The organism is Pseudomonas sp. LB1P83 (genome assembly GCF_054897885.1).
In genome coordinates this window covers 4,879,466-4,904,994 of record NZ_CM142709.1, presented here as the reverse complement: position 1 = coordinate 4,904,994, position 25,529 = coordinate 4,879,466, and the positions used below count along the sequence as shown (strand labels likewise).

Below are 25,529 nucleotides of genomic sequence, written 5' to 3'. Positions count from 1 at the left end.
TGAGGACTTTTGTGGCTAGGGGATTGCGTGGTGAGTAGAGCTGTTGTGGCGAGGGGATTTATCCCCGTTCGGCTGCGCAGCAGTCGCAGGCCTTCGGGGCGGCTGCGCCACCCAACGGGGATAAATCCCCTCGCCACAACAGCTCTACTCACCACACAGAGGTGGTAGGGTTGGAATGCTTGGGCTAGAGCCGTCTGACGGTAAATTCTGCCTGGGCAGGGACATGACGATGCACCAATGCTGTGCAATACTCGGCGCCGTTTCAGCCGGTGAAAAATCTTACAAAAGCCAGGTAATGCCCCTCCGCAAGCCGGGCTTTTCCCGGGAGTTCCGGCTGAATGTTGTGGTTTATAGAGTGAAAAACCCTGTACGAAGCTTTTTATACTGCACGCCCCGCTGATCTTGCAGGTTTTTTCCTGCAGGACGGGTTTGCTCACGAAGCAGGCCCGGTTTTTCAGAAGCAATGGCTTACCGGTCAGCGCTTTGTTACTCGGTGGTCATATCCAATAACAAGACGAGGTTGTACCCCTATGCCAGTCGGCAATCACCTGCCCCACGGCGAGACCGCTCAGGGCGGCCCGCTTAAACGTGAACTCGGCGAACGGCATATTCGCTTGATGGCGCTCGGCGCCTGTATCGGTGTCGGTCTGTTCCTCGGTTCGGCCAAGGCCATCGAAATGGCCGGCCCCGCCATCATGCTGTCCTACATCATCGGCGGTCTGGCGATCCTGGTGATCATGCGCGCCCTCGGCGAGATGGCCGTGCACAACCCGGTCGCCGGCTCCTTCAGCCGTTACGCCCAGGACTACCTCGGCCCCTTGGCGGGCTTCCTGACCGGCTGGAATTACTGGTTCCTGTGGCTGGTGACCTGCGTCGCGGAAATCACCGCCGTGGCGGTGTACATGGGCGTCTGGTTCCCCGATGTGCCGCGCTGGATCTGGGCGCTCGCCGCGTTGATCAGCATGGGTTCGATCAACCTGATCGCAGTAAAAGCCTTCGGTGAATTCGAGTTCTGGTTCGCCCTGATCAAGATCGTCACCATCATCGCGATGGTGATAGGTGGCATCGGCGTAATCGCGTTCGGTTTCGGCAACGACGGCGTAGCGCTGGGGATTTCCAATCTCTGGGCCCACGGCGGCTTCATGCCCAACGGCGTGCAAGGCGTGTTGATGTCCCTGCAAATGGTGATGTTCGCCTACCTCGGCGTCGAGATGATCGGCCTGACTGCCGGTGAAGCAAAGAACCCGCAGAAGACCATTCCTAATGCGATCGGCTCGGTGTTCTGGCGGATCCTGCTGTTCTACGTCGGCGCGTTGTTTGTGATCCTGTCGATCTACCCGTGGAATGAGATTGGCACTCAGGGCAGTCCGTTCGTGATGACGTTCGAACGTCTGGGCATCAAGACCGCGGCCGGTATCATCAACTTCGTGGTGATCACCGCGGCGCTGTCGTCCTGCAACGGCGGCATCTTCAGCACCGGGCGCATGCTCTACAGCCTGGCGCAGAATGGCCAGGCCCCGGCCGGTTTCGCCAAGACCTCGAACAACGGCGTGCCACGTCGTGCGCTGCTGCTGTCGATCGGCGCGCTGTTGTTGGGCGTGTTGCTCAACTACCTGGTGCCTGAGAAAGTCTTCGTCTGGGTGACCGCGATCGCCACTTTCGGCGCAATCTGGACCTGGGTGATGATCCTGCTGGCCCAGCTCAAATTCCGCCAAGGCCTGAGTGCCAGCGAACGTGCCGGTCTGAAATACAAGATGTGGCTGTACCCGGTCAGCTCGTATCTGGCGCTGGCTTTCCTGTTGCTGGTGGTCGGCCTGATGGCGTACTTCCCGGACACCCGCGTGGCGCTGTATGTCGGTCCGGCGTTCCTGGTTTTGCTGACGGTGTTGTTCTACGTTTTCAAGCTGCAACCGACCAATGTGTCGCAAGGTGCGGTGCGCTCGGCTTCATAAGTCGCAACGCCTGAAACGCAAAAGCCCCGGTCCATTGGCCGGGGCTTTTTATTGGCTGGCAAGATCCCTGTGGCGAGCGAGCTTTTGTGGCGAGGGGATTTATCCCCGTTGGAGTGCGAAGCGCTCCCCAGCGTCCTTTCAGCCACACCGCATCTACAGGTTTCACGACTGCTGCGCAGCCGAACGGGGCGGTGCGACGTTTCGCTAAATCCCCTCACCACAATGGATACTTTGTCGTTATCAAGCAGTCGCGACCTGGGCTGGCCGATTCAGGCGTTTATTGAAATCCAGCCAAACCCCCAGCAAACCCATCAACCCGGCCCCCACCAACGCTGTGAAGATTTGCATGGCAAACGCATCATCGGTCAAGGCATTGACCATGTCCGCCAACGGCGCCAACAACACTCCAAGGCAAAACACTTCCAGCGAGTAACGCCCCATGCGACTGCATTGCTGTGCCAGCCAGTTTTGCGTCCAGCCAGTGTCCGGCAACAGTTTCGCCGTGACATACGCCAGCGCCAGAAAGTGCAGCAGGCGCACCGGCGACAGGTCGGTCTTGCTGATCGGGTACAGCAAATTGCTCAGGGTGGTCGGTACCATCGCATCATGCAGTTGCGGCCACCGCCACAATACGGTCAATACACCGGCAACGCCTGCGTATAACGCCGCACTCACAAACAATGGCTGGCGCAGCAACGAGTGCCTGTCGGGCAAGCGTGGGCGCTGCGCGTGAATCGCAGCGGCGCCGCCGAGGACGAACAATAGTTGCCAGGCGACGGGGTTGAAGTACCACACGCCGTCCTTGATGGCGGCCAGATTCCAGCCGAACAGCGGCACCGTCAGGTACACCGCGAACGACATCGCCACCACCACCGATGGCTTGCGCACAAATATCGGCAGCACCAGCGGCAAGCCTGCCAGCAGCACGATGTAGAGCGGCAACGGATCCATCAGGTTCGGTTTGAAGCGCAACAGCAACTCATCGATCAAGGCTTGCTGCGGATTGCTGATGAAGTGGTGCATGCCCATCTCCTCCACCAGATCGCGGGTTTCCACATGGCTGTTGGCGAAGAACACGATGCCCATCAGCATCGCCAACAGGAAAATATGCACCACATACAGCACCCAGGCACGACGCAGGATTTTTACGCAGGCAATCAAGTAACCGTCGCGGGCCAGGATCTTGCCGTAGGCCAGAACGGCGGCGTAGCCGGCGAGGAAAACGAAGATTTCGGCGGCATCACTGAAACCGAAGTTACGCAGGGTGATCTGACCCAACGGGTTGTGGGGCACGTGATCCCAGAAAATGAAGATCAGTGCAAGGCCACGGAAAAAGTCGATCCGGTGATCGCGTTCAGTCGTCATGGCTGCGGGCTCTTGAACGGGTTTTGAAGCAGGAGCGCCGGCGACACAAAAGGTTGCGCGCCGCACATTGGCGGCGCGCAGGGTGAAGGGATTCGCCGGCAATTGCAAAGTGCGGATATTACGGAATGTCTCAGTGCATCGCTGAGGGAGCAACCGCTTGTCTAAAAGCTGCGCAGGTCGGCGATCTCTGACTACCGTCGAGATTCAAAGCTTTATCGATTGAAGGCGGAATTCCCAAGAGGCGCCGGCATGAGGATCAGCGAATGGCTCGACAAAGAGCTCACAGGCCGTCAGGTCGGGTTGTTGTTTCTCTTTGCGACGCTGCTTTACATCCTCCCGCTGATCCTCGCAGATTTTCCTTACATCGATGACAACTGGCGCGCCCTGGCCGCCGGTACAGGTTGGGCGCAGGAGGGCCGGTTGTTCGCGCAGTGGTTCTACAACCTGCTGACCTTCAGCGGTGCTGCGCCGAACATCTTCCCGTTACCGCTGTTGATCGCCACGCTGGCGATGAGTACGGCCCTGACCCGGCTGACGTTCCACTACTTCCCCGAACCGACGTTTGCCCATTGCCTGGTGCTGCTGCCGCTTTGGTACAACCCGTTTTTCCTGCAAAACCTGTCGTATCAATACGACGGGCCGACCATGGCGCTGAGCCTGGTGGCGGTCATCTATGCGATCACGTTTCGAAGCCCTTCGCGCATCCGGCAACTGCTGATCCCCGCCGCGCTGATTGCATTGGCCATCGGGCTTTATCAGGTCAGCTTCAATGTGTTTCTCGGGCTCTGTTGCCTGGAGTGGTTGCGGGGGGTGAACGACAAATTGGCATGGCCTGCGTGCTACCGATTGATCGGCAGCAAAGTCGCACAAGTGGGGCTGGCCGGGTTGATCTATTACGCCACCGCCTATTCCTTCATGACTCAAGGCCGTACTGCGTTGTTGAACGGGGCAGCGGCTCCGTTGCAGCAAATTGAAACCAATGCGGGGAGGGTGCTGGAAAAAATCGTGCTGTTGTTCCATGGCGGCTTTACTTGGGTGTTCGCCGCGTTGTTGCTGTGCGCCATCGTCGGTGCCATGCGCGTAGGGCAACGCGTACTGGAACGTGAGGACACGGGGCTGACAAAAACTGTGATCGGCATGCTGTGCCTGTTGATCTTGCCCGTCCTGATGTTGCTGGTGCCTGGGGCCTCGCTATTTTTCCGTGACTTCAATGAAGGCGCCCGCACCTTGATGGGCTTTGCTGTCGTGCTGGTATTGCTGTTCTACCTGAGTCATCGGGCGCTGGCGCCGGTGCATGAAAAACTGCCGTTGCTGTTGCTGGTTCCGCTCATTGCGATGCTCTCGCTTGCCTTCGCTTATGGACGGGTGCTGACGTTACAAAAGACCTTCGCGAGCCAGGCGCTGTATACCTTGAGTGCCGACATTGCATCTCGTCCGGCGTTGCGCGAAGCCAAGCGTATTTACATGTCGGTGACTTACTCCGATCACTGGCTGATTGGGGCTGCCGGGTCGTTCAGGCAGATGCCGGTTTTGCATTACCTGCTGAACAACGACTTTTTCATGCTCGCGGAAAACCTGCCCAAGGCAGGCATCGCCAATGTGGTCAGGGAAAAGGAGCGGCGCAACGCCACGCTGGTGGGGTATCAGGGTTATCCACCGCTGGTGGACAGCCTGTTCTATCGCATTTATCTGCTGGGGGACTACGGCTTTATTGTCATGAAAGAACCCGCCCGAATACCTTCGCTGCAGTGGTAAACGGACAGGACCATCGGTCAGAAATGCCGCGCTACCTGTTAGTTCTTACAGTAGACGCACACCTGCCCCCGACTTTAGGTTTGACACCTACCTGAAACGGGAACAGTTCAAGGAACGAACATGAAAGCCTTATGGAAAGCACTCTCCACTTACGCAGTCGTTGGCGTGGCCAATACGCTGATTCATTGGCAGATATTTTACGTACTGACTACAGCGGCCGAGTTTAGCCAGGCCTCCAGCAATTTTTCGGCGTTTTGTGTGGCAGCGACGTTCTCATTCTATGTGCATGCGCTTTACACGTTTGAGGCCGGAGCGTCGGTGGTTCGTTATCTGATCTATGTGTTCTTTATGGGAGTAATGAGTTTCGTGGTCGGGTATTACGCCGATGTCTGGAAAATCCACGGGCTGGTGACCGTCGCGTCGTTCTCGCTGTTGAGTCTGATCTGCGGGTTCTTCTTTTCCAGATTTGTCCTGTATGGCGAGCGCGAAGCGTAAAAGTTTCGCTGTTGAATCTCGATTTTTTCGATGGCCTGTTTTAGGGGGAGCGTCGAAGCATGTGCCATGGAGGCGATTGTGAGTTTTGAATATATAAGGAATATAACGTCAATTGCATTGAAGTCTAAATGGGCCCGGAGTGTGTGGCTACTTATGATGCTTGTTATGTTGCTAGCAGTCGGGGTTAGATTTTATGGCTTAAGTGCTCCATATTTTTGGGGTGATGAAGCTTTTAGTTTGCGTTTGAGTTCCCTGTCTCTTACCGATATATGGTTTTACGCCGGGCGTGATGTGCATCCGCCTCTTTATTATTATGGTCTTCATTTTTGGGTGGATATTTTTGGTGGTGGTGAATATGCGACAAGGTCGCTAAGTGTGTTTTTTGGTGTGGCTACTGTGTTGGCAAGTATGAGGTTGGTGTCGATTGTTACAAATACAAAAGATGCGCTTTTGTGCGGGTTTTTTATGGCGCTGCTCCCAATAGCAGTTCGTTATAGTCAAGAAGCCAGAATGTACAGTTTATTATGGTTTCTTCTGATCGCGACGTTGATACCGCTTGTCAAATGGGTAGAGCAACCATCACAGAAACGTCATGTTGTTGTTTACGTTTTGTTAATGAGCCTGGCAATGTACACGCACTATTTTGCGATGCTGGCTTTATTGTCGCATTGGGTCTATTTGGGAGTGTTGAACTGGAAGCGGCGCGGCGAATGCAAGTATCTAACGCATCCCGTGTGGGTGATCGGTAACGTAGCGTTGTTTGTTCTTTATCTACCTTGGCTGTTAAGTCTGGCCAAGCTGATTATTAACATGAAGCTAGTGGGTTCGAATGGGGCTTTCTGGTGGATCCCTGGTATTTCTTTTAATTCGTTTCCATCAATTATCTGGGAGTTTTTTATCCTCCATAAAGGTCGGGATCTTAACCTTTTTGTTTATTGTCTGATTCCATTCGCTATTGTTGTAGGTGCGATCTACGGGGTGAAGTGCGATAGGGGGGCGCATAAGTTTTCGGTTTTGATTGTTTCATATACATTTTTCCCGTTGCTGATGGCTGCTATTGTGTCGATAGCCGTTCCGATATGGAACGTCAGATATTTAGGGTTTTCATCGATAGGCGTGCCGATAATTTTGGCCATTGCGCTGGGACACACTCGATGGTGCTATCGAGTTACTATTATTGGTTTGTTGGCTGTGCTGCAAGTGGTTGGTTTACTCAATGTGTATAGCCAAAGTGATGATTTGAATTTTTCTCGAGATAAACGGCGTTTTCCCTTTGAAACAGTGCTGGAGACTGTCAGGGAGCGTGCGGTTTCTGGCGATAGGATTATTGTCGAAGGTGGTATTTGGTATTACTCGGTTGATTTTTATAATAAGTCGGGAATTCAACCATTGCTTCATGAGGTTCAGTGGAAAGAAAACCCGCGAGTAGAGAGTTATGGCTTCTTGTCTTTGCTCAGTTCTGCTCGAAATTCTGTATTCGTCGATGATATGGAAAAATTGCCGTTTGGCACCAGTCGGGTGTGGTGGATCAGTGTTCCTGGCGTGTCAGATGTCTCCAGTTTTCCAACTGTCTGGCGTGAACGTTATGTTCAAAGTGCGGGCTTGATAAAACTCCGATTATTTGATATCGGATCGTGATTTTACACGGTCGGACGTATGATTGATTACTTCATTGCTGGACAGGTATTTGTATGTTTGTTTTCAGTTTGATCTTCATCGTGAGGAGGGCCGATCGTTAAGATTGGAACTCACACATTACTTACGCAGCAACCCCCTCATCAGGCTCAAAACTATCCGCCCGCGCCATCTGCCACATCCGCGAATAAAACTCGCCATTCACCTCGCCCGTGAGCAATTCCCCCGGTTTCAAGAACACATGCAACTGCGAGAACAACTTGATCTCGGTTGCCGACATGCGCCGCACCAGATGCTTGGCCGACAGCTGTGACGGGTGATCGAGGCCGGCGGCCGCGAGCATTTCCGCCAGGGCCTTGAGCGTGTTGCGGTGAAAGTTGAAGACGCGCTGGGCCTTGTCCGGGACTACCAGCGCACGCTGGCGCAGGGTGTCTTGAGTGGCGACGCCGGTCGGGCATTTGTTGGTGTGGCAGCTTTGTGACTGGATGCAACCGATGGCAAACATGAAGCCGCGCGCCGAGTTGGCCCAGTCGGCGCCGATGGCCAGGACGCTGGCAATGTCGAAGGCGCTGACGATCTTGCCGCTGGCGCCGAGTTTGATTTTGTCGCGCAGATTCAGGCCCACCAGCGTGTTGTGCACGAACAACAAACCTTCGCGCATGGGTACGCCGATGTGGTCGGTGAACTCCACGGGGGCGGCGCCGGTCCCGCCTTCCTTGCCGTCGACCACAATGAAGTCCGGGAGAATGCCGGTTTCCAGCATGGCCTTGGCGATGCCCATGAATTCCCACGGGTGGCCGAGGCAGAACTTGAAGCCCACCGGTTTGCCGCCGGACAGTTCGCGCAATTGCTGGATGAAGTGCATCAGTTCGATCGGCGTGGAAAACGCGCTGTGCCGCGACGGTGAGATGCAGTCTTCGCCCATCAGGATGCCACGGGTTTCAGCGATCTCTTTGGTGACCTTGTGCTTGGGCAAAATGCCGCCGTGACCGGGTTTGGCGCCCTGGCTCATTTTGATTTCGATCATCCTCACTTGCGGCGTTTGCGCCTGGGCGGCGAAGCGCTCCGGGTCGAAACGGCCGTCAGGGGTGCGGCAACCGAAGTAGCCACTGCCGAGTTCCCAGGTCAGGTCGCCGCCGTTTTCCCGGTGATAAGCGCTGATGCTGCCTTCGCCCGTGTCGTGGGCAAAGTTGCCGAGTTTGGCACCCTGGTTCAACGCGCGAATGGCGTTGGCGCTGAGCGAGCCGAAGCTCATGGCCGAGATATTGAACACCGAGGCCGAGTACGGTTGGGTGCATTGCGGTCCGCCAACGATGACGCGAAAAGCGCTCGGATCGCTCAACGGCGCCGGGCGCATCGAGTGGCCGATGAATTCGAAACCCGATTGGTACACATCGATCAGCGTGCCGAAGGGCTTGTCGGCGCTTTCATTCTTGGCCCGTGAATAGACCAGCGAGCGCTGGGCCCGGGAGAAGGGCAGGGCGTCGCTGTCGGATTCGAGCAGGTACTGGCGGATCTCCGGGCGAATGCCCTCCACCAGATAGCGAATATTGCCCAGGATCGGGTAGTTGCGGCGCACCGCGTGAGGGCTTTGCAGCAGGTCGAACAGGCCCACGAGGCTCAATACGCCGGTCACGGCGGTGATCGGCCACAGCCAGTCGTGTTCCAGGAAGGGCAGGCTGGCGAGGGTGAATATCACGCAAGCGGCAAAGAAGGCGTAGCGGCTCAGGAGTGACAGGCTCATACGGGTTCCTTGGGTTCGGACTCGGTTAGCAGGTACACACGGGCCCTGTAGGAGCGAAGCTTGCTCGCGAAAGCGGTGTATCAGCCAATATCAATGTTCAATGTAAGGGCCTCTTCGCGAGCAAGCTTCGCTCCTACAGGACCGTGCTGTGTCAGGCGTTTTGAGCCTGGAGGAATATCGAAAACAGCTCCGACTGGGATTTGATCCCCAGCTTGCTGTACATGTGTTTCTTATGGACTTTCACGGTTTCAGCAGAGATTTCCAGCTTACGGGCGATTTCTTTACTGGAGCAACCGCTGAGCATCAAACGCCCGACATCCAGCTCCCGGGCGGTCAATTGCGCGCCCTTGAGTTGTTGCACCGAAGCCTCCAGTTGAACCCTCCAGTCGGCCTGAACCGGTGTTGGCGCGAGGGCCACGGCTTCGTTGATTTCGTAGGGCAGGCGCTGGCGCAACAGGCCGAGCACCCAAGGCTGGATCAGCGACAGCAAGGCAATCTGCTGGCCACTGAAACGCTGCTTGCTGCCCAACGACAGGCACAGCGTACGATCGCCTTCGAGCTGGCAATTGAACTGGATTTCATCGGCCACCACATTCAGACGAAAGTAGCGTTGGTAATACTCGGTCAGCTCGAAATGCTCCGGGGCCACTTCCGACAGACGATAGAGCCCGGTGCGCGACTGCTCGCGGCAGGCGATGTAGAAAGGGTCGAGCAGGTACAGGCCGCGCAGGTAATCCTGGAACAGCTGATCGGGGCTGCCGTCCTCGCCAGGGCATTCGGCGAACACTTGCGGGTGCTGGTCAGCGCTGAAAAGCAGGGCCACCCAGCTGTCGAAGGTCACGTATTGATCCAGCAGGCGCACCAGCTGCGTCCAGAAATTAGGCTTGTCCAGGGCGTCGATCAGTTGCCCGACCGAGCGGTGCCAAGCGATATCGTCTAACGAAAGTGTCATGCCTCTACCCCTATCGGGTTACCCCAGCGGCGTGATTCCCCGGCCGGTGTCTTGCTGCGCATACTGGCGCACAGACACCGACCGGGCAATCTTTCTGCCGCCCGGCCCATAACAAGGACTACCCATGAAAGTCGAACTCGCCCAGTTGGCGGGCCGTGACAACGGCACCGCGTACAACCTCGAACGGGCCTTGGCGGCCATCGCTGCCTGCAATGCGGACACGCAGATGATCGTGTTCCCGGAAACCCACCTGATGGGCTTTCCGTCCGCCGACACCGTGGCCCAAACCGCCGAACCGCTGGACGGACCAACGGTCAGCGCCATCGTGGCGGCAGCCCGCGAGCGCAACATTGCCGTGGTGATCGGCATGGCCGAGAGCGACAACGGCCGTTTCTACAACACCACGCTGCTGATTACCCCTGAAGGCATCGCGCTGAAATACCGCAAGACCCACCTGTGGGCATCGGATCGCGGCGTGTTCGAAGCCGGCGACCGTTACGCCACCTGTGAGTGGAACGGCGTGCGGGTCGGCCTGCTGATTTGCTACGACATCGAGTTCCCGGAAACCGCCCGCGCCCTGGCGCAACTGGGCGCCGAATTGCTGATTGTCACCAACGGCAACATGGACCCTTATGGCCCGACTCACCGCACCGCGATCATGGCTCGCGCCCAGGAAAACCAGGCGTTTGCGCTGATGGTTAATCGGGTGGAAGAGAGCGATGACGGGTTGGTGTTTGCCGGCGGCAGTGCGCTGGTCGATCCGCTAGGCACCTTGTTGTTCGAGGCCGGGCGGGAGGAAGGGCAGTTTGCGGTTGAGCTGGATTTCAGCCGGTTGGAGGCGGCACGCAAGGACTATCGGTATCTGGATGATCAACGGCTGAAGTTGCCGGGTGAGATTGTCGAGCAGCCTTCTGGTGTGCGGGAGTTGCTGATTCCTTCGCGCTGATCCGGATTTTGCATCGTTCTGACTGGCCTCATCGCGAGCAGGCTCACTCCCACATTGGATTTCTGTCGTTCACACAATTTGCGTCCACTGAAGATCCCCTGTGGGAGTGAGCCTGCTCGCGATGAGGCCCTTACAGACGACACACCTGTTCGACCGATCACCAAAACAACAACACAACACCCGAAATTTTTGCGCCGAACTCGGCTCTGCCATAAATCTAATAAATTCGGAGTAGTCGCTCATGGCTCGTTTGCAACGCACCCTGTCATTGGGTTCGGTGGTGCTGTTCGGCATCGCCTACATGACGCCGATCATTGTGCTCGGCACGTTTGGCATCCTCGCTCAATCCACCGAAGGCATGGTCCCGGCCGCTTATCTGGCGGCGCTGGTGGCGATGGTTTTCACCGCCATGAGCTACGGCCGAATGGCCTCGGCGTTTCCCGTCGCAGGCTCGGCCTACAGCTATGTGCGCAAGGCCATCAGCCCGAAACTCGGTTTCATCGCCGGCTGGGCGGTGCTGCTGGATTACCTGTTTCTGCCGATGGCGATCTGGCTGATCGGCGCCGCCTACCTCAACTCCGCGTTCCCGGCCGTGCCGCAGTGGATCTGGGTGTTGGCGTTCATCGGCATCACCAGCGCGATCAACATCGTCGGCCTGAAACTGGCCAACGGCATCAACGCCTTGCTGATGCTGGTGCAGTTCCTGGTGCTGATTGCCTTCGTTGCGCTGTGCGTCCACTACGTCGGTGGTGATGCGAGCACGCCGTTGTGGTCGATCAAACCGTTCTTCAACGGTGACATGCAGATGCCGCTGATCATGAGCGGTGCGGCCATCGCCTGTTACTCATTCCTCGGATTCGACGCAGTCAGCACCCTGACCGAAGAAACCCGCGACCCGCGCCGCACCATCCCGCGGGCGATCATGCTGATTACCCTGATCGGCGGGCTGATCTTCGTCAGCGTCTCGTACTTTGTGCAGATCGCGCACCCATCGTTCCAGTTCGACAGCGTCGACTCGGCGGCCTATGAAATCGCCCGCAATATTGGTGGCGACCTGTTCGTGTCGATCTTCCTGATCGGCCTGATCGTCGGCCAGTTCGCCTCGGGCCTGTCGGCTCAGGCCAGCGGCTCGCGGCTGTTGTTTGCGATGGGCCGCGACGGCGTGCTGCCAAAATCATTTTTCGGTACGTTGCACGAACGTTTTGGTACCCCGGTCAGTAGCATCCTGTTGTGCGCGGTTGTGGCGTTGCTGGCACTGAAACTGGACGTCACCACCTCGACCTCGTTCATCAACTTCGGCGCGTTCCTGGCGTTCAGTCTGGTGAACCTGTCGGTGATCTTTCACTACTGGATCGGCGGCGAGAAGAAGGGGCTGCGTGAGTTCGTGCTGTTCCTGTTGTTTCCGTTCATCGGCCTGGTGGCAGACTTGTGGCTGATGGTCAGCCTCGATCACCTGGCGATTTACCTGGGCCTGAGTTGGCTGGCGATTGGCGTGGTGTACCTGGCGGTGCTGACCGGTGGATTCCGCCGCCAGCCACCGGAGATGGATTTCCAGGAGGCCACCTGACCTCTGGACAATGCATAACCCTGTGGGAGTGGGCTTTTGTGGCGAGGGGATTTATCCCCGTTGGGCTGCGAAGCGGCCCCGGCATTTCAAAGTCAAACCGCATGTAATGGGTTTACGACTGCTGCGCAGCCGAACGGGGATAAATCCCCTCACCACAAGGCTCACTCCCACATTTACTACGGTGTTCAGGCCGCTGAGGTTGTCTGGTGCACGGGCAACTCGACCCGGAAGGTGCTTCCTGCGCCCACCTCGCTACGTACCGAAATATCCCCCCGATGCTTCTTCACAATCCCATAAGACAGAGACAACCCAAGCCCTGTCCCCTGGCCCACCGGTTTGGTGGTGAAGAACGGGTCGAAGATTTTCTGCAGGCTGTCCGGTGCGATACCCGACCCGGTATCTGCCACTTCAATCCACACCCGTTCACCCTCAAGCCCGGTGCGCAGGGTGATGGTGCCGCGCTGCGGGCCCATCGCCTGGGACGCGTTGACGATCAGGTTCATGATCACCTGGTTGATTTGCGATGGCAGGCATTCGATGTCGGGCAGCGGCTGATAGTCCTTCACCACATCGGCCTTGTACTTGAGTTCATTGGCGACAATGTTCAGGGTCGATTCGATGCCCTGTTGCAGATTGGTCCACTGCCATTCCTGGTTGGAGTCCACGCGGGAGAAGTCCTTCAGGTCTTTGACGATCTGCCCGACGCGGATGATGCCTTCCTTGGATTCCTTGATCAGCAACGGGATGTCGTCGCGCAGAAATTCCAGTTCGATCCGTTCACGTAACTGCCCGAGCCGTTCGATCACCTCGTTTGAAGCAATCGCTTCTTCGGCCTCGCGATAGGCATCGAGCATTTCCTGCAATTGCTTGAAGTAGCCATCAAGGCTACCGAGGTTGGAGGAAATGAAGCCGATGGGGTTGTTGATTTCATGGGCGACGCCGGCGGCCAATTGCCCCAGGGACGCGAGTTTTTCCGATTGCACCAGTTGCGATTCAAGCTGTTTGCGCTCGTCGATTTCCCGCTGCAAGGCCTCACTGGCCTGTTTGAACTCGGTGGTGCGCTGATCTACCAGATGCTCCAGGTGGCTCATCTGCACATAGGCGCGTTCGGTCATTTCCCATTTGTTCAGCAGGGTGTTGGCCATCTGCTGGACTTCGATGTTGTCGAAGGGTTTTTTCAGGATCAGCAAGCGATCATGGGCTTGTAGACGGTCCAGCAGTTCATCCCAGGAATAGTCGGAGTACGCGGTACACACCACCACTTGCAGGCGCGGGTCTTCCTGCCACAGGTGTTCGATGGTCTGCGCGCCGTCCCAGCCCTCAGGCATGCGCATGTCGACGAACGCGAGGGCGTAGGGGCGGCTTTCCTGCAAGGCCTGAGTGAGTTTGCCCAGGCCTTCCTGACCGCCATAAGCCGAATCCAGTTCGAACAGGGCCGTGGTGGGTTTGACTTCACTGCCAAACAGCGTGGCTTCCATCTCGTCCAGTTCGACGTGCTGCACCGAAACCGGTGTGAGGATCTTGCGAAAGTCATCATGAATGGACGGCGTGTCGTCGATCAGCAGAATGCGCCGGTTCGAAAGCTCACTCATGCCTCCTCCGTGACGGTTTTCAGCGGGATCTGCAGGGTGAACTGCGCACCTTTGCCAGGCCCGTCACTGTGGGCGCTGAGGTGGCCGTTCATTTCGATCGCCGCCAGTGCGCAGCTGTGCAGGCCAAAGCCGTGACCTTCCTTGCGGGTGGTAAAACCGTGGGCAAAGATGCGCGTCATGTTCTCCGGCGCGATGCCTTCGCCATCATCCTTGACGCTGATTTGCAGGGTGGAATCTTCGACGATTTTTACCCCCAGGGTCATTTGGCGTGGACGATTGCTGAGGTCGGACATGGCGTATTTTGCATTGCTGATGAGGTTGATCAGGATCAGCAGCAAGCGGTGCTTGTCCCCCATGACCTGCGGCACCTCGTTGTACTCCTTGACCACCGTGACGTGATGCCGGGTCAGGGCGCCGGAGTTCATGCGCAAGGCGTCTTCCAGCAGTTCGCTGATGTGCAGCGGTTCCATCAGGCTGTTGGCGCCGGCGTAGGACTGCTGGGTGGCGACGATGTCCTTGATGTGATCGACGCTTTTGGTCAGTTGGGCCAGTTCCTCGGTCATGCTTTGCTGTTCGAGGGCAATGGCGTCGACCAATTGATTCAGGTAGCCGGGCAGCAACTTGCCTTTCTCGTCCTGGGTCAAAAAGGTGCCCAGATCGCCTTGATGTTCGTTGACCAGCTGCATCGCCTTGCCCAGCCCTTGAGCCTTGCTGCTGCGCAGTTTGCGACTGACCAGGTCGGCGGAAATGTTCACGCTGTTGAGCACGTTGCCGACGTTGTGCAACACATTGGTGGCGATTTCGGCCATGCCGGCCTGGCGCGCGGTGTCCAGCAGTTCACTCTGGGTATCCTTGAGCTCGCGGGTGCGCTCCTCGACCCGTTTTTCGAGGTCATCATTGGCGGTTTTCAAGGCTTTGTTGACGCGATTGATCACCGTGAAACTGCGCATCAGGTGAATCGCCAGGTACACCAGCAACAGCACCAGCAGCACTGAAAACACCAGCATGTAAAAGTGATAACGCTGGTCGATGGCATCGGTACGCTGCTGATCGTTGTTCAGCAGATCGGTGATGTCGTCCAGCCGTTCGGCCACGGGAATGGCCTCGATGTTTTCCAGCAAGCGGTTGACCACCGGTTGTTCACGCAGGATCAGCTGGATGTGGCTGTCGAGAATATCCAGCGGACTGTGGAATTGCTCCGGCAGTCGCAGTTTGTTCACTTTCAGTTTGCTCAGGCCCACCAGAATTTCGGCGGCCTTGCCGTCAGAGGTGACCATGGCGAATTCCATGGTGCTCAGTACCAGGTCATACGTGTCGTTGGCGATGTTTTGCAGTTGCAGTTTGTCTCCGTCCTGCAACTGGGCGAGGGGTTCCTGAATGTCGTCTTCGGCGGTCGGCAGAAACGCCAGTGAATTGCGCAACACGGCATTGTGCGACTTGAACTGTTCCACCAGCCGGGTCTTTTCCTCGATGGCGCTCAGGTACGCATCATGGCTGGTGAGCCACACGGGCGAGTCGTTGCGGCCGTGATTCGATTCCATCGTGTCGAACCGTTGCCACAACTTCGTCATCTCGGTCAGCGGTGCGACCAGCGGATCGTAGTTATGGTTGATGGCAATCCTGGCCTTGAGGATTTCCGTTTCCCATTGCGCGTTCAGCTGTTTCATCCGGGAAACCAGATCCCGGGACTCGGTGTAGGTCGACGTCTGGTCCGAACTGGATTTGAGGTACAGAAACAGCAGTATCGAGGCGAGTATCAGGGCCACGACACTGAGGAGTGCCAGGCTGCGTCGGCGGGACATTTTCATAACGGCTTGCCCTCCCATTCACCGGTCAGGGTCTTGAGGAATTGGATGATCAGCACCTTGTCCTCGGCGGAGGGGATGCGCCCCAGCTGGAACGTGAACATCACGTCCACAGCGTCTTCGAGGGTTTTGGCCGAACCGTCGTGAAAGTACGGTGCGGTCACCGCAACGTTGCGCAGGCTCGGGACCTTGAACACGTTTCGGTCCTCCTCGTCCTTGGTCACCAGGTAGCGACCCAGGTCGGTTTCGGTCGAGTTGCCTCGGGTCTTGAAGTAATCGCCCATCACCCCGAACTTCTGGAACATGTTGCCGCCGATGTTGACCCCTTGATGGCAGGTGATGCAGCCGTAGTCCTTGAAGCGTTGGTAACCGTATTTCTCCTCGCGGGTGAGAATGTCGGTGTCGCCCAGCAGGTATTGGTCGAAACGCGAGTTGGCGCTGATCAGCGTGCGCTCGTAGGTGGCCAGGGCGTTTTGCACATTGTTCATGGTCACGCCGTCCGGGTAGGCGTCGCCGAACGCGGTTTGATAAGCCGGATCGGCGGACAGCGTTTGCACCACGTGTTCCCAGTTGCTGCCCATTTCACTGGGGCTCTGCACCACGGTGTGGATTTGGGTTTCCAGGGTGTCGGCGCGACCGTTCCAGAACTGCCGGAAGTTCAGGCTGGCGTTGAATACGCTGGGGGTGTTGATGGCGACTGGAAGGCCGTTGAAGCCGATGGAAAACGCCTTGTTGTCGGCACCGCCGCTCTCCAGACGGTGGCAACTGGCGCAGGAAATGCTGCTGTTGACCGACAAACGCGGCTCATTGAACAACTGGCGACCCAATTCGACCCGCAGAGGATTTTGCTGTGGGACGGCCGGCAGCGGTTTGAGCGGCTCGTTCAGTGGCGCACCGCTGGCGATCAAACAAAACCCGAGCAAGGGCAGCAGAAGAAGACGATGGAAGGATGGCGACATCTGATGATTCCTTGGCTGATGGCCCGTGTGTCGCTGCTTATCGGTCATGTGGCGGCAGGAGGAGGGGATTTCACCGACGTCAGGTATTGCACGAACGCATCCGGCGCCACGGCTTTGCTGAAGTAATAACCCTGGCCTTCCTCGCACTGATGGGCCTTGAGGAAATCCAGCTGTTCGAGGGTTTCCACCCCTTCGGCGATGATGGTCAGCTTGAGGCTCTTGCCCAGGCTGATGATGGCGCTTACCAGTGCCGCGTCGTTGCTGTCACGGCTCAGGCCGCGAATGAACGACTGATCGATTTTCAGCACGTCGATGGGAAAACGGCGCAGGTAACTCAGGCTGGAATAACCGGTGCCGAAGTCGTCAATGGCCAGCCGCACCCCCATTGCCTTGATCCGGTTCAGGGCGGTGACCGTGGCATCGATGTTCTGCATCAGCACGCCTTCGGTAATTTCCAGCTCCAGCAATGACGGGTCCAGGCCGGTCTGTTCGAGGACCTGTTCAATGCCGTCGACAAAGCCTCGCTGGCGAAAATCGATGGCCGACACATTCACCGACATGCACAGCTTCGGCAGGCCGGCTGCCTGCCAGGCGCAGGCTTGTCGACAGGCTTGGGCCAGCACCCATTTGCTCAACGGCACGATCAAGCCGCTGTCTTCGGCCACCCCAATGAAATCCGACGGGTAAACCCAGCCGTGCCCCGGTTTCTGCCAGCGAATCAAGGCCTCTGCACCGACCACCTCACCGGTGTTCAGGTCCAGTTTTGGCTGGTAATGCAGGACAAATTCGTCCCGCTCCAGTGCCAGGCGAATACCCGACTCGATGCTTTGCTGATCCCGGGCGCGCTGGTTCATTTCATCGATGAAAAAGCGAAAGTCGTTAGGGCCGCTTTCCTTGACGTTGCGCATAGCGGTTTCGGCTTTCTTGATCAGCGCGATGGCATCGAAGCCGTCATCGGGGTAGATGCTGATGCCCAGGCTGGCGGTCACGCTCAGGTCATGGCCGGCGATGTGCTGGGGCGTGCAGATGGCGTTCAAGAGTTTTTCGGCGATGCCTTTGGTCTGTTGGGGATGGCGGATATCGGCGAGGATCACCACGAATTCGTCAGCGCCGTAGCGAAACACCGAATCGGACTCGCGCACCGTGGACACCAGGCTATGCCCGACCCGTTTGAGCATCTCGTCACCGGCCGGATGGCCCAGGGCATTGTTGATGCGCTTGAAGCGATCAAGGCCCAAAAACATCACCGCCAGTTGCTTGTCATGGCGGCGGGACAACGCCAGCGACTGGTTCAATCGATCACCGAGAAGCGTGCTGTTGGGCAGTTCGGTCAATACGTCGTATTGCAGTAAGTGAGACACCTTGAGCAGTTCGTGGACCCGCGCCTCGATGGTTTGCTCCAGGCTTTGCACTTTCGTCTCCGCGTCGTGCGTCATCTGCCATTTCCAGGTCAGGGCGCTGGCCATCTGACGGATTTCCAGACTGTCGAAGGGTTTTTTCAACACCAGCAACTGGTCGCCGAACTCCAGCCGTTCAGCCATGTCTTCCCAGCTGTAATCCGAAAAGGCGGTGCACAACGCGATTTGCAGATGCGGGTCGATCTTCCAGAGTTGTTCGATGGTTTCCAGCCCGTCCCAACCCGGCGGCATGCGCATGTCGGTGAACGCCATGGCGTAGGGGCGCCCTTCGGCCTGGGCACGTTTGACCAGTTCGAGGGCTTCCTGACCCTGATAGGCGGAATCGAGCTGGAAGGTGAGCCGAGCCCGTTGTTGCGTGCCGAACAACGCTTCTTCGGTGCCGGCCAGGGTCTGTTCACCTTCGGTATCGGGGCCGAGGATCTTGCGAAAATCCTGATGGATCGAGGGCGTGTCGTCGATGATCAGGATGCGCCGGTTGGTCTGAACGGACGAAGTTCTCATCCCTGGCCCTCCGTGGTGTGCGGGTTGTCCAGAGTCGGCCCGTTTGTAGGGCTTGTAGGTACGATAATGCCGGTTTTGAGCAATTGAGCGGCCTGTTGGCTGCTGACCGCTTTACTGAAGAAGTAACCCTGAGCGTTCATTGGCGAGCCTGTGGCCATCAGCGAACTGCGCTGTTCCTGGGTTTCGACACCTTCAGCGATGATTCCGATCCCTACATCTCGAGCGAAATTGATAATCGCGCGCAACGTGTTGGCGCTCGCCGGGTCGCGGGCCGCCGTGTCGATAAAGGCCTGGGCGAGTTTCAGGTGATTGACCTGGTAGGTCTTGAGGTAGTCGAACGAGGAATATTCGGTGCCGAAGTCATCGATGGCGATCTTCACCCCCAGTTCCCGCAGGCGCGGCAGCACGTCGTTGTGGGTCCATTTGGTCTGGGCCAGGGTCGCTTCGGTGACATCGAAGCGCAGGTCCCAGGCGCACAGTTCCCAGCGCGCGGTGGTGCGCAGCACGTCATAGATCAGCTCGGGCCCGCTTTTCAGCTGGGCCAGGGACAGCTTGATGGCAATGACCGGCGGGGCCATGCCTTCGTCGCGCCACTGGCGCATTTGCTGGCAGGCGCGATCCAGCACCCAGTGACCGAGGGCGATGATGGTGCCGGTTTTTTCCGCGGCCGGCAGGAACGCCGGCGCTTCCAGCAACCCACGCTCGGGGTGGTTCCAGCTGACCTGGGCTTCCATGCCGAGGATCCTTCCGCTGCTCAGGTCGACTTCCGGCCAGTAATTGAGTTCGAGTTCTTCATGTTCAATGGCGGTTTTCAGATCGTTGGCGATGGTCATGCGCTCGACCACCTCCTGATTGATCTCCTCGGAGTGGAAGTGATACTGGTTGCGGCCCTTTTCCTTGGAGCGATAGAGCGCCATGTCGGCCTGGTTCAGCAGTCCTTCGGCGCTGGTGATGAGCGGCGAATAGCTGCTGATGCCGATGCTGACCGAAACGCGTACGTCATTGCCGGCCAGGGAGTAGGGCAGCACCAGCGCATCGCGGACCTTGGCGGCTAAAGATGCAGATTGTGTCGGGTCGCCGACGTCCAGTTGCAGGATGGCGAACTCGTCGCCGCCGAGGCGGGCGACCACATCGTTTTCGCGCACACAGGCCTTGATGCGCCGGGCGACTTCCTGCAGCAACAGGTCGCCCACCGGATGACCGAGGGTGTCGTTGATTCGTTTGAAGTGATCCAGGTCCAGATAGAACATCGCGAACGGTGTGGCGCCCCGACGCGCGGCGGCGAACGCCTGGTGCAGGCGCTCGATCAGGGTGGCCCGGTTGGCCAGCCCCGTGAGCCCGTCGGTGCGGGCCAGCAGGGCGATTTTCTCCTCGGCGACCTTGCGTTCAGTGATGTCGATGATGATGCCTTCGACTTCCAGCAAACGTCCTTCGGCGTCACGCACCGGGATATAGCGGTTTTCGACCCAGCGCCAGGCACCGTCGCCGGTGCGCATCCGGAACTCGATGGACGCGCCTGCCGCATGGCGGTCCAGCACCCGGGCCATGGCCGTGTCGACCTTCGATTGGTCGTCCGGGTGGATCAGCTCCTGGGCCCAATTGGCCGAGGCGACCAGGTTCGCCGCGACGTGACCGTACTTGGTGATGTTGTGGGAGATGTACATCAGCGGAAACAACGGTTCGCCCCGCAGGCGATACAGAATGGTCGGGCTGTTCTGCACGATGATGTTGGCGTCGGACAGCTCCCGGGTGCGTTCTTCGACGGCCTGTTCCAATAGCGACATCTTCAGCTCGGCGTCTTCGGTCATCTGCCATTTGGCGGTCAGTGCGCTGGCCATCTGCCGGATTTCGATGGCATCGAAGGGTTTTTTCAGGATCAGCAGGCGATCGCCCAGCTCCAGGCGTTCGTCGATGTCTTCCCAGGAATAGTCGGAATAGGCAGTACACAGCGCCACTTGCAGCTTGGGATCGACTTGCCACAGCCGTTCGATGGTTTGCAGACCGTCCCAGCCCGGCGGCATGCGCATGTCGATAAAGGCCATCGCGTAGGGCAGGTCGTTGGCCAGCGCCCGCTCGACCTTGTCCAGTGCTTCGAGGCCCTGAAACGCCGAGTCGAGCATGAAACTTTGCAGTGTGGCCGTCGCTTGAGTCCCGAACAGAGCGTTTTCGGCGCTGATCAAGTCGTCGTCATCGACCGATGGCGGGCTGAGGATCTTGATGAAGTCCGCATGGATCGAAGCGGTGTCATCGACGATAAGAATCCGACGGTTGGTACGCGCCAGCAGCGTATTCATAGGCATACGCCGGGAGCAGCGGCAGTGTGGAGCGGTGTGCTCATAGGGGCATCCTTTCCCTGATCACGTGGCAACGGTACAGATAATGGATCCGAGTTAGCAGAGCATAGTCGCCCGTGCAGCACTTCGCCCGGGTCACTGAAACGAATCATTTCCAGGGGGCCTTGCTGGAAATCATCTAGCCTGTAGCTCAGGCACGGCCAGAAACGGAGTGTTTTGGCTGATGACTGACGCAACAACGCCCGTTTCGCTTGAGGTAATGCCATGGAAGAGCAACTCCCCACGACTGTCACCTATAAACCAACGATTCTGCTGGTCGACGATGAGGAATCGATCCTCAATAGTCTGCGCCGGCTCTTGCGCGGCCAACCCTACGACGTGCTGCTGGCCACCAGCGGTGCCCAGGCCCTCGACATCATGGGCAAACAGCTCGTCGACCTGGTGATGAGCGATGCGCGGATGCCCAATATGGACGGCGCGACGCTGCTGGCGCACATCCACCAGCGCCATCCCGACACTCTGCGCATTTTGTTGACCGGTTATGCCGACCTGACGATGATCGTCAAAGCGATCAACGAGGGGCAGATTGACCGTTACATCAGCAAACCCTGGCACGATGAGGAGTTGCTGCTGACGTTGCGACAATCCCTCGCCTACCAGCATTCCGAGCGCGAACGGTTGCGCCTGGTGCAGGAGACGTGGGATCGCAACGAGGAATTGAAGTTACTCAACGCGACCCTGGAAAAACACGTCGCGTCCCGCACCTCCGAGCTGCAGCAGACCGCCGACATGCTCGACCTGGCCTACGAAGAGCTCAAACACAGCTATGTCACCGGCACTGAGGTGTTTTCGTTGCTGGCCAACCTGCGTTTACCGCCGGCCAAGCAGACGAACCGGCAGATCATCGAACTGGTGCGGGTGTACTGCAAACGCCATGGCCTGGACGAGGGCAGCACCCGCGACCTGACCATGGCCGCGGCGCTCTACAACATCGGTAAGCTCAGTTGGACCGACAGCATGATGACCGCGCCTGCGGACCTGCTGGACCACCATGATCAGGAGCGCTATCGCGGTTATCCGAAGCAGAGTGAATCGTTGTTGATGACCCTCGATCCGATGAAAGATGCCGCTCGCCTGATCCTTCACCATCAGGAGCGCTGGGATGGCACTGGATTCCCGGACAGGCTCAAGGGCGAGGCGATTCCGCTGGGGGCGCGGTGGCTGAAACTGGCGGTGGATTTCATCGAGTTGCAGCGTGGGCTGATCCTCGAGCGCCAGATGAACAGCGATGAAGCCCTGGTCTATATCCGCCAGTACGCTGGCAAACTTTACGACCCGGCGCTGGTTGAGGACTTCATTCAGGTCTGCGCCGCGTACTTGAGCGATGTGTCGCTGGCCGATCCGACGGTCAAGGTACTGACCACCCGGGACCTGGCGGCGGGCATGATTCTGGCGCGCAACCTCAATGCCGATAACGGCATGTTGCTGCTCAATGCGGGCAAGGTGCTGAGCGGGCCACTGGTGGAAAAGCTGATCGCTTTCGAGGCGATGGAAGGGGCGAAGTACAGTGTTTTTGTGAAGGTGCCGGAGGAAGTGGAGGGCGCAATTCTCGAAGTAGGTCAGGTGGTCCAGACCCAACAATGATCTCCTGTAGGAGCGAGCCTGCTCCGGGCGGCGTTCCGACGATGACGGACTGACATTCACCATTGATGTCGACTGGAAGACCGCTATCGCGAGCAGGCTCACTCCCACAAAGAGCTCGGTGGTGCTTTGCGGGATTTTTCGGGATGACGCAGAACCCGTGCCCATGTGATCCTTGTGATTTTTTACCCAAGGCCAATCCCGATCCATGACGCTTTCATCTACCGCTTCCCCCCGCATCATCCGCATTGCCGCCGCCCTGCTGATCGGCCCCGACGGTCGCACGCTGTTGGTCCGCAAGCGCGGCACCGAAGCCTTCATGCAACCCGGCGGCAAGATCGAGGCCCACGAGCAACCGGTTCACGCCCTGGCCCGTGAACTGGAAGAAGAGCTTGGGCTGGTCATCGACCCCGAGCACGCCATCTACCTGGGACCCTTCTCGGCTCCCGCCGCCAACGAGCCGGGTTTTGTCGTACAGGCCGAACTCTTTCAGCTGACCATCGATTCAGACGTATCGCCTGCCGCGGAGATCGAAGAAGTGCGCTGGATCGATCCGGCTACCGACGGCGATCTCACGCTGGCGCCATTGACACGGGACCTGATCCTGCCGTTTTATCGAGCTTCGCTGACCGCGACCGCTTGATCATTTACGGACCAGGACTGCCCCATGATCCCGCTTCAAGATTTGCTGATATTCGCCGCTGCCGCGTTGCTGATGGTGCTGGCGCCGGGGCCGAACATGATCTACCTGATCTCCCGTTCGATCTGCCAGGGGCGCAAGGCCGGCGTGACCTCGTTGCTCGGCGTGGTCGCAGGGTTTTTCGTGCATTTGTTCGCCGCCGCGGCCGGCCTGACCGCGGTGTTTCTGGCCGTGCCGATGGCTTACGAAGTGCTGAAGTGGGCCGGCGCGTTGTACCTGGTGTGGCTGGCCTGGCAGGCGGTCAAACCCGGGGCGCGTTCACCGTTCGAAGCGCAGCAGTTGCCGCCGGACTCGTCGCGCAAATTGATCACCATGGGGTTTCTCACCAGCGCACTGAACCCGAAGATTGCGGTGTTTTACCTGTCGGTGTTTCCGCAATTCATCTCACCTGAGCATGGCTCGGTGTTCACCCAAAGCATCGTGCTGGGCCTGACCCAGATCAGCGTCAGTTTCTGCGTCAATCTGCTGATCGCGATATTCGCGGCGGGCATCGCGTCGTGGTTCGTCAACAACCCGACCTGGCTGGCGGTGCAGCGTTATTTCATGGGGTTTGTCCTGTCGGCGCTGGCGGTGCGGCTGATGCTTGAGCAACGACGGACGGCTTGACCATGTGGATTGAACGACTGGATGCCAGTCATGCCCTGGACTATCGGGCACTGATGCTTGAAGCCTACGACCTGCATCCGCAGGCCTTCACCTCAAGCGTACGCGAGCGCGCCGCGATGCCGCTGAGCTGGTGGGAATCGCGCCTGACCAGCAAGCTCGATGTGGTGCTTGGGGCGTTTGAAGAGGGCAAGTTGGCGGGTATCGTCGGACTGGCCTTCGAACCCCGGGAAAAGGCCCGGCACAAAGCGACGTTGTTTGGCATGTACGTGTCTGGAAAGGTCCGGCAGCGTGGGGTGGGTCAGCAACTGGTGCAAGCTGCGCTGGCCGAAGCGCAGAACCATCAAGGCCTGCGGTTGATCCAGCTGACCGTCACCGCCGGCAACGAAGCCGCGTTCAACCTGTACCAGCGATGCGGCTTCACCCAGTTCGGCCTCGAACCCATGGCGGTACGCGTCGGCGAAGACTACTTCGACAAAATCCACATGTGGCGCGAGATCTAAGGATTACATAGATCCTGTAGGAGCGAGGCTTGCCCGCGAAGGCGTCGTGACAGTCGACATCTACTTGGCTGACACACCGCTTTCGCGGGCAAGCCTCGCTCCTACAGGGGTATGTGGTGTGTTATCGGACGGCGCTGACACCGTCGAGCGTGGAAAATGATGTGTCTTTGGCCGTCAGCAAGAAATCACGCATGTACGGCGCATCCAGCATGTCCGCGCGAATCCCCGCATACAGCGTCGCAAACAATCCCTTCTCGCCCAGCCGCTTGGCCTTCACGTAACCCCGTGAGCTGTATTCGTGCAGCGCCCAATGGGGCATGCCGCACACGCCACGTCCGCTGGCCACCAATTGCATCATCATCACCGTCAGTTCAGAGGTGCGGACCTGCGCCGGTTCGATGTCGGCGGGTTCGAGGAAGCGGGTGAAGATGTCCAGCCGATCACGTTCCACCGGGTAGGTGATCAGCGTTTCCGTGAGCAGATCTTCCGGAACGATGTAGGCCTTGCTCGCCAAACGGTGCTGGTTGGCCACCGCGAGCATCGCTTCATAAGTGAACAACGGCACGTAAGTGATCCCGGCCAGTTCCAGGGGGTCGGAGGTCACCACCAAGTCCAGATCGCCACGGGCCAGGGCCGGCAGCGGTGCGAAGGAGAAGCCTGAGGCCAGGTCCAGCTCGACTTCCGGCCAGGCATCGCGGAATTGATCGATGGTCGGCATCAGCCACTGGAAGCAACTGTGGCACTCAATCGCCATGTGCAAACGGCCGGCCGTGCCGCCCGCCAGGCGCGCGATATCACGCTCGGCGCCGCGCAGCAGCGGCAGGGTGGCGTCGGCCAGTTGCAGCAGGCGCAGGCCGGCGCTGGTGAACCGCACCGGTTTGGTCTTGCGCACAAACAGCGGCATCCCCAGCCGTTCCTCAAGCTCCTTGAACTGGTGGGACAGGGCCGACTGGGTCAGGTGCAGGCGGTCGGCGGCATCGACCAGGCTGTCCGCTTCGCGCAAGGCGTGCAGGGTCTTCAGATGACGGATTTCAAGCACCGGATGGCTCCATGAGGAAAACTTGTGATCAACACGAAAAGGTTGAGTTTGTCTCATGTTGGG

Annotated in this window: 19 protein-coding genes; 10 read left to right on the top strand and 9 right to left on the bottom strand. The window is 58.3% G+C overall.

Going from position 1 to position 25,529, the window contains the following annotated elements; translation table 11 throughout:
- Nucleotides 1–530 precede the first annotated feature (530 nt).
- Nucleotides 531–1,952: an amino acid permease gene (locus ACYZTY_RS22420; protein ID WP_461955526.1), complete on the top strand. Its 1,422-nt coding sequence runs from the start codon at nt 531–533 to the stop codon at nt 1,950–1,952.
- A 240-nt stretch (nt 1,953–2,192) separates the two neighbouring features.
- Here the strand turns inward: ACYZTY_RS22420 and ACYZTY_RS22415 are convergent, their stop codons facing one another.
- Nucleotides 2,193–3,317, bottom strand: a complete 1,125-nt coding sequence (locus tag ACYZTY_RS22415) for an OpgC family protein (protein WP_461955525.1) — start codon at nt 3,315–3,317, stop codon at nt 2,193–2,195.
- Nucleotides 3,318–3,566: 249 nt separating this feature from the next.
- Here ACYZTY_RS22415 and ACYZTY_RS22410 point away from each other — a divergent pair, with 249 nt between their 5' ends.
- The 3 genes from ACYZTY_RS22410 (at nt 3,567) to ACYZTY_RS22400 (ending at nt 7,205) form a co-directional block, all read left to right on the top strand.
- Nucleotides 3,567–5,072, top strand: a complete 1,506-nt coding sequence (locus ACYZTY_RS22410; protein ID WP_461955524.1) for a glucosyltransferase domain-containing protein — start codon at nt 3,567–3,569, stop codon at nt 5,070–5,072.
- 120 nt (nt 5,073–5,192) lie between these two features.
- Complete coding sequence (locus tag ACYZTY_RS22405; protein ID WP_461955523.1) at nt 5,193–5,567, top strand: GtrA family protein; 375 nt, start codon at nt 5,193–5,195, stop codon at nt 5,565–5,567.
- Nucleotides 5,568–5,645: 78 nt separating this feature from the next.
- A complete protein-coding gene (locus ACYZTY_RS22400; RefSeq protein ID WP_461955522.1) occupies nt 5,646–7,205 on the top strand; it encodes a glycosyltransferase family 39 protein in 1,560 nt (519 codons plus the stop codon).
- Nucleotides 7,206–7,326: 121 nt separating this feature from the next.
- Here the strand turns inward: ACYZTY_RS22400 and ACYZTY_RS22395 are convergent, their stop codons facing one another.
- Both ACYZTY_RS22395 and ACYZTY_RS22390 read right to left on the bottom strand, forming a co-directional pair.
- Nucleotides 7,327–8,946 (bottom strand): FMN-binding glutamate synthase family protein, encoded by a 1,620-nt coding sequence (locus tag ACYZTY_RS22395; protein WP_461955521.1) that lies wholly within the window; start codon nt 8,944–8,946, stop codon nt 7,327–7,329.
- A 151-nt stretch (nt 8,947–9,097) separates the two neighbouring features.
- Nucleotides 9,098–9,898, bottom strand: coding sequence for a helix-turn-helix transcriptional regulator (locus ACYZTY_RS22390; RefSeq protein WP_461955520.1), 801 nt, complete (start codon nt 9,896–9,898; stop codon nt 9,098–9,100).
- 124 nt (nt 9,899–10,022) lie between these two features.
- Here ACYZTY_RS22390 and ACYZTY_RS22385 point away from each other — a divergent pair, with 124 nt between their 5' ends.
- The gene (locus ACYZTY_RS22385; RefSeq protein ID WP_461955519.1) at nt 10,023–10,844 is read left to right on the top strand and encodes a carbon-nitrogen hydrolase family protein; all 822 of its coding nucleotides are present in this window, start codon (nt 10,023–10,025) and stop codon (nt 10,842–10,844) included.
- Between the two features lie 241 nt (nt 10,845–11,085).
- A complete protein-coding gene (locus ACYZTY_RS22380; RefSeq protein ID WP_461955518.1) occupies nt 11,086–12,411 on the top strand; it encodes an APC family permease in 1,326 nt (441 codons plus the stop codon).
- A gap of 185 nt (nt 12,412–12,596) precedes the next feature.
- Here ACYZTY_RS22380 and ACYZTY_RS22375 read toward each other — a convergent pair whose 3' ends face one another.
- The 5 genes from ACYZTY_RS22375 to ACYZTY_RS22355 are packed head-to-tail and all read right to left on the bottom strand — an operon-like array spanning nt 12,597 to nt 20,986.
- Nucleotides 12,597–14,003, bottom strand: coding sequence for an ATP-binding protein (locus tag ACYZTY_RS22375; RefSeq protein ID WP_461955517.1), 1,407 nt, complete (start codon nt 14,001–14,003; stop codon nt 12,597–12,599).
- Nucleotides 14,000–15,811, bottom strand: a complete 1,812-nt coding sequence (locus ACYZTY_RS22370; protein WP_461955516.1) for a DAHL domain-containing protein — start codon at nt 15,809–15,811, stop codon at nt 14,000–14,002. Before ACYZTY_RS22370 ends, ACYZTY_RS22375 begins: the two co-directional genes overlap by 4 nt.
- Complete coding sequence (locus ACYZTY_RS22365; protein WP_461955515.1) at nt 15,808–16,767, bottom strand: cytochrome-c peroxidase; 960 nt, start codon at nt 16,765–16,767, stop codon at nt 15,808–15,810. Before ACYZTY_RS22365 ends, ACYZTY_RS22370 begins: the two co-directional genes overlap by 4 nt.
- 44 nt (nt 16,768–16,811) lie before the next feature.
- Entirely contained in the window at nt 16,812–18,686 is a 1,875-nt protein-coding gene (locus ACYZTY_RS22360; protein WP_461955514.1) for a putative bifunctional diguanylate cyclase/phosphodiesterase, read from the bottom strand.
- Nucleotides 18,683–20,986: an EAL domain-containing protein gene (locus tag ACYZTY_RS22355; protein WP_461955513.1), complete on the bottom strand. Its 2,304-nt coding sequence runs from the start codon at nt 20,984–20,986 to the stop codon at nt 18,683–18,685. Before ACYZTY_RS22355 ends, ACYZTY_RS22360 begins: the two co-directional genes overlap by 4 nt.
- A gap of 258 nt (nt 20,987–21,244) precedes the next feature.
- Between ACYZTY_RS22355 and ACYZTY_RS22350 the strand changes: the two genes are divergently transcribed.
- The 4 genes from ACYZTY_RS22350 to ACYZTY_RS22335 all read left to right on the top strand — a co-directional run bounded on the left by ACYZTY_RS22350 (nt 21,245) and on the right by ACYZTY_RS22335 (nt 24,427).
- The gene (locus ACYZTY_RS22350; protein WP_461955512.1) at nt 21,245–22,624 is read left to right on the top strand and encodes an HD domain-containing phosphohydrolase; all 1,380 of its coding nucleotides are present in this window, start codon (nt 21,245–21,247) and stop codon (nt 22,622–22,624) included.
- Between the two features lie 205 nt (nt 22,625–22,829).
- Nucleotides 22,830–23,264: an NUDIX hydrolase gene (locus ACYZTY_RS22345; RefSeq protein WP_461955511.1), complete on the top strand. Its 435-nt coding sequence runs from the start codon at nt 22,830–22,832 to the stop codon at nt 23,262–23,264.
- 24 nt (nt 23,265–23,288) lie between these two features.
- Nucleotides 23,289–23,927, top strand: a complete 639-nt coding sequence (locus ACYZTY_RS22340; protein ID WP_461955510.1) for a LysE family translocator — start codon at nt 23,289–23,291, stop codon at nt 23,925–23,927.
- A 2-nt stretch (nt 23,928–23,929) separates the two neighbouring features.
- On the top strand, nt 23,930–24,427 hold the full coding sequence (locus tag ACYZTY_RS22335) for a GNAT family N-acetyltransferase (RefSeq protein ID WP_461955509.1): 498 nt from the start codon (nt 23,930–23,932) through the stop codon (nt 24,425–24,427).
- 121 nt (nt 24,428–24,548) lie between these two features.
- Here ACYZTY_RS22335 and metR read toward each other — a convergent pair whose 3' ends face one another.
- Nucleotides 24,549–25,466, bottom strand: coding sequence for a transcriptional regulator MetR (metR, locus tag ACYZTY_RS22330; RefSeq protein WP_131060908.1), 918 nt, complete (start codon nt 25,464–25,466; stop codon nt 24,549–24,551).
- Nucleotides 25,467–25,529 lie beyond the last annotated feature (63 nt).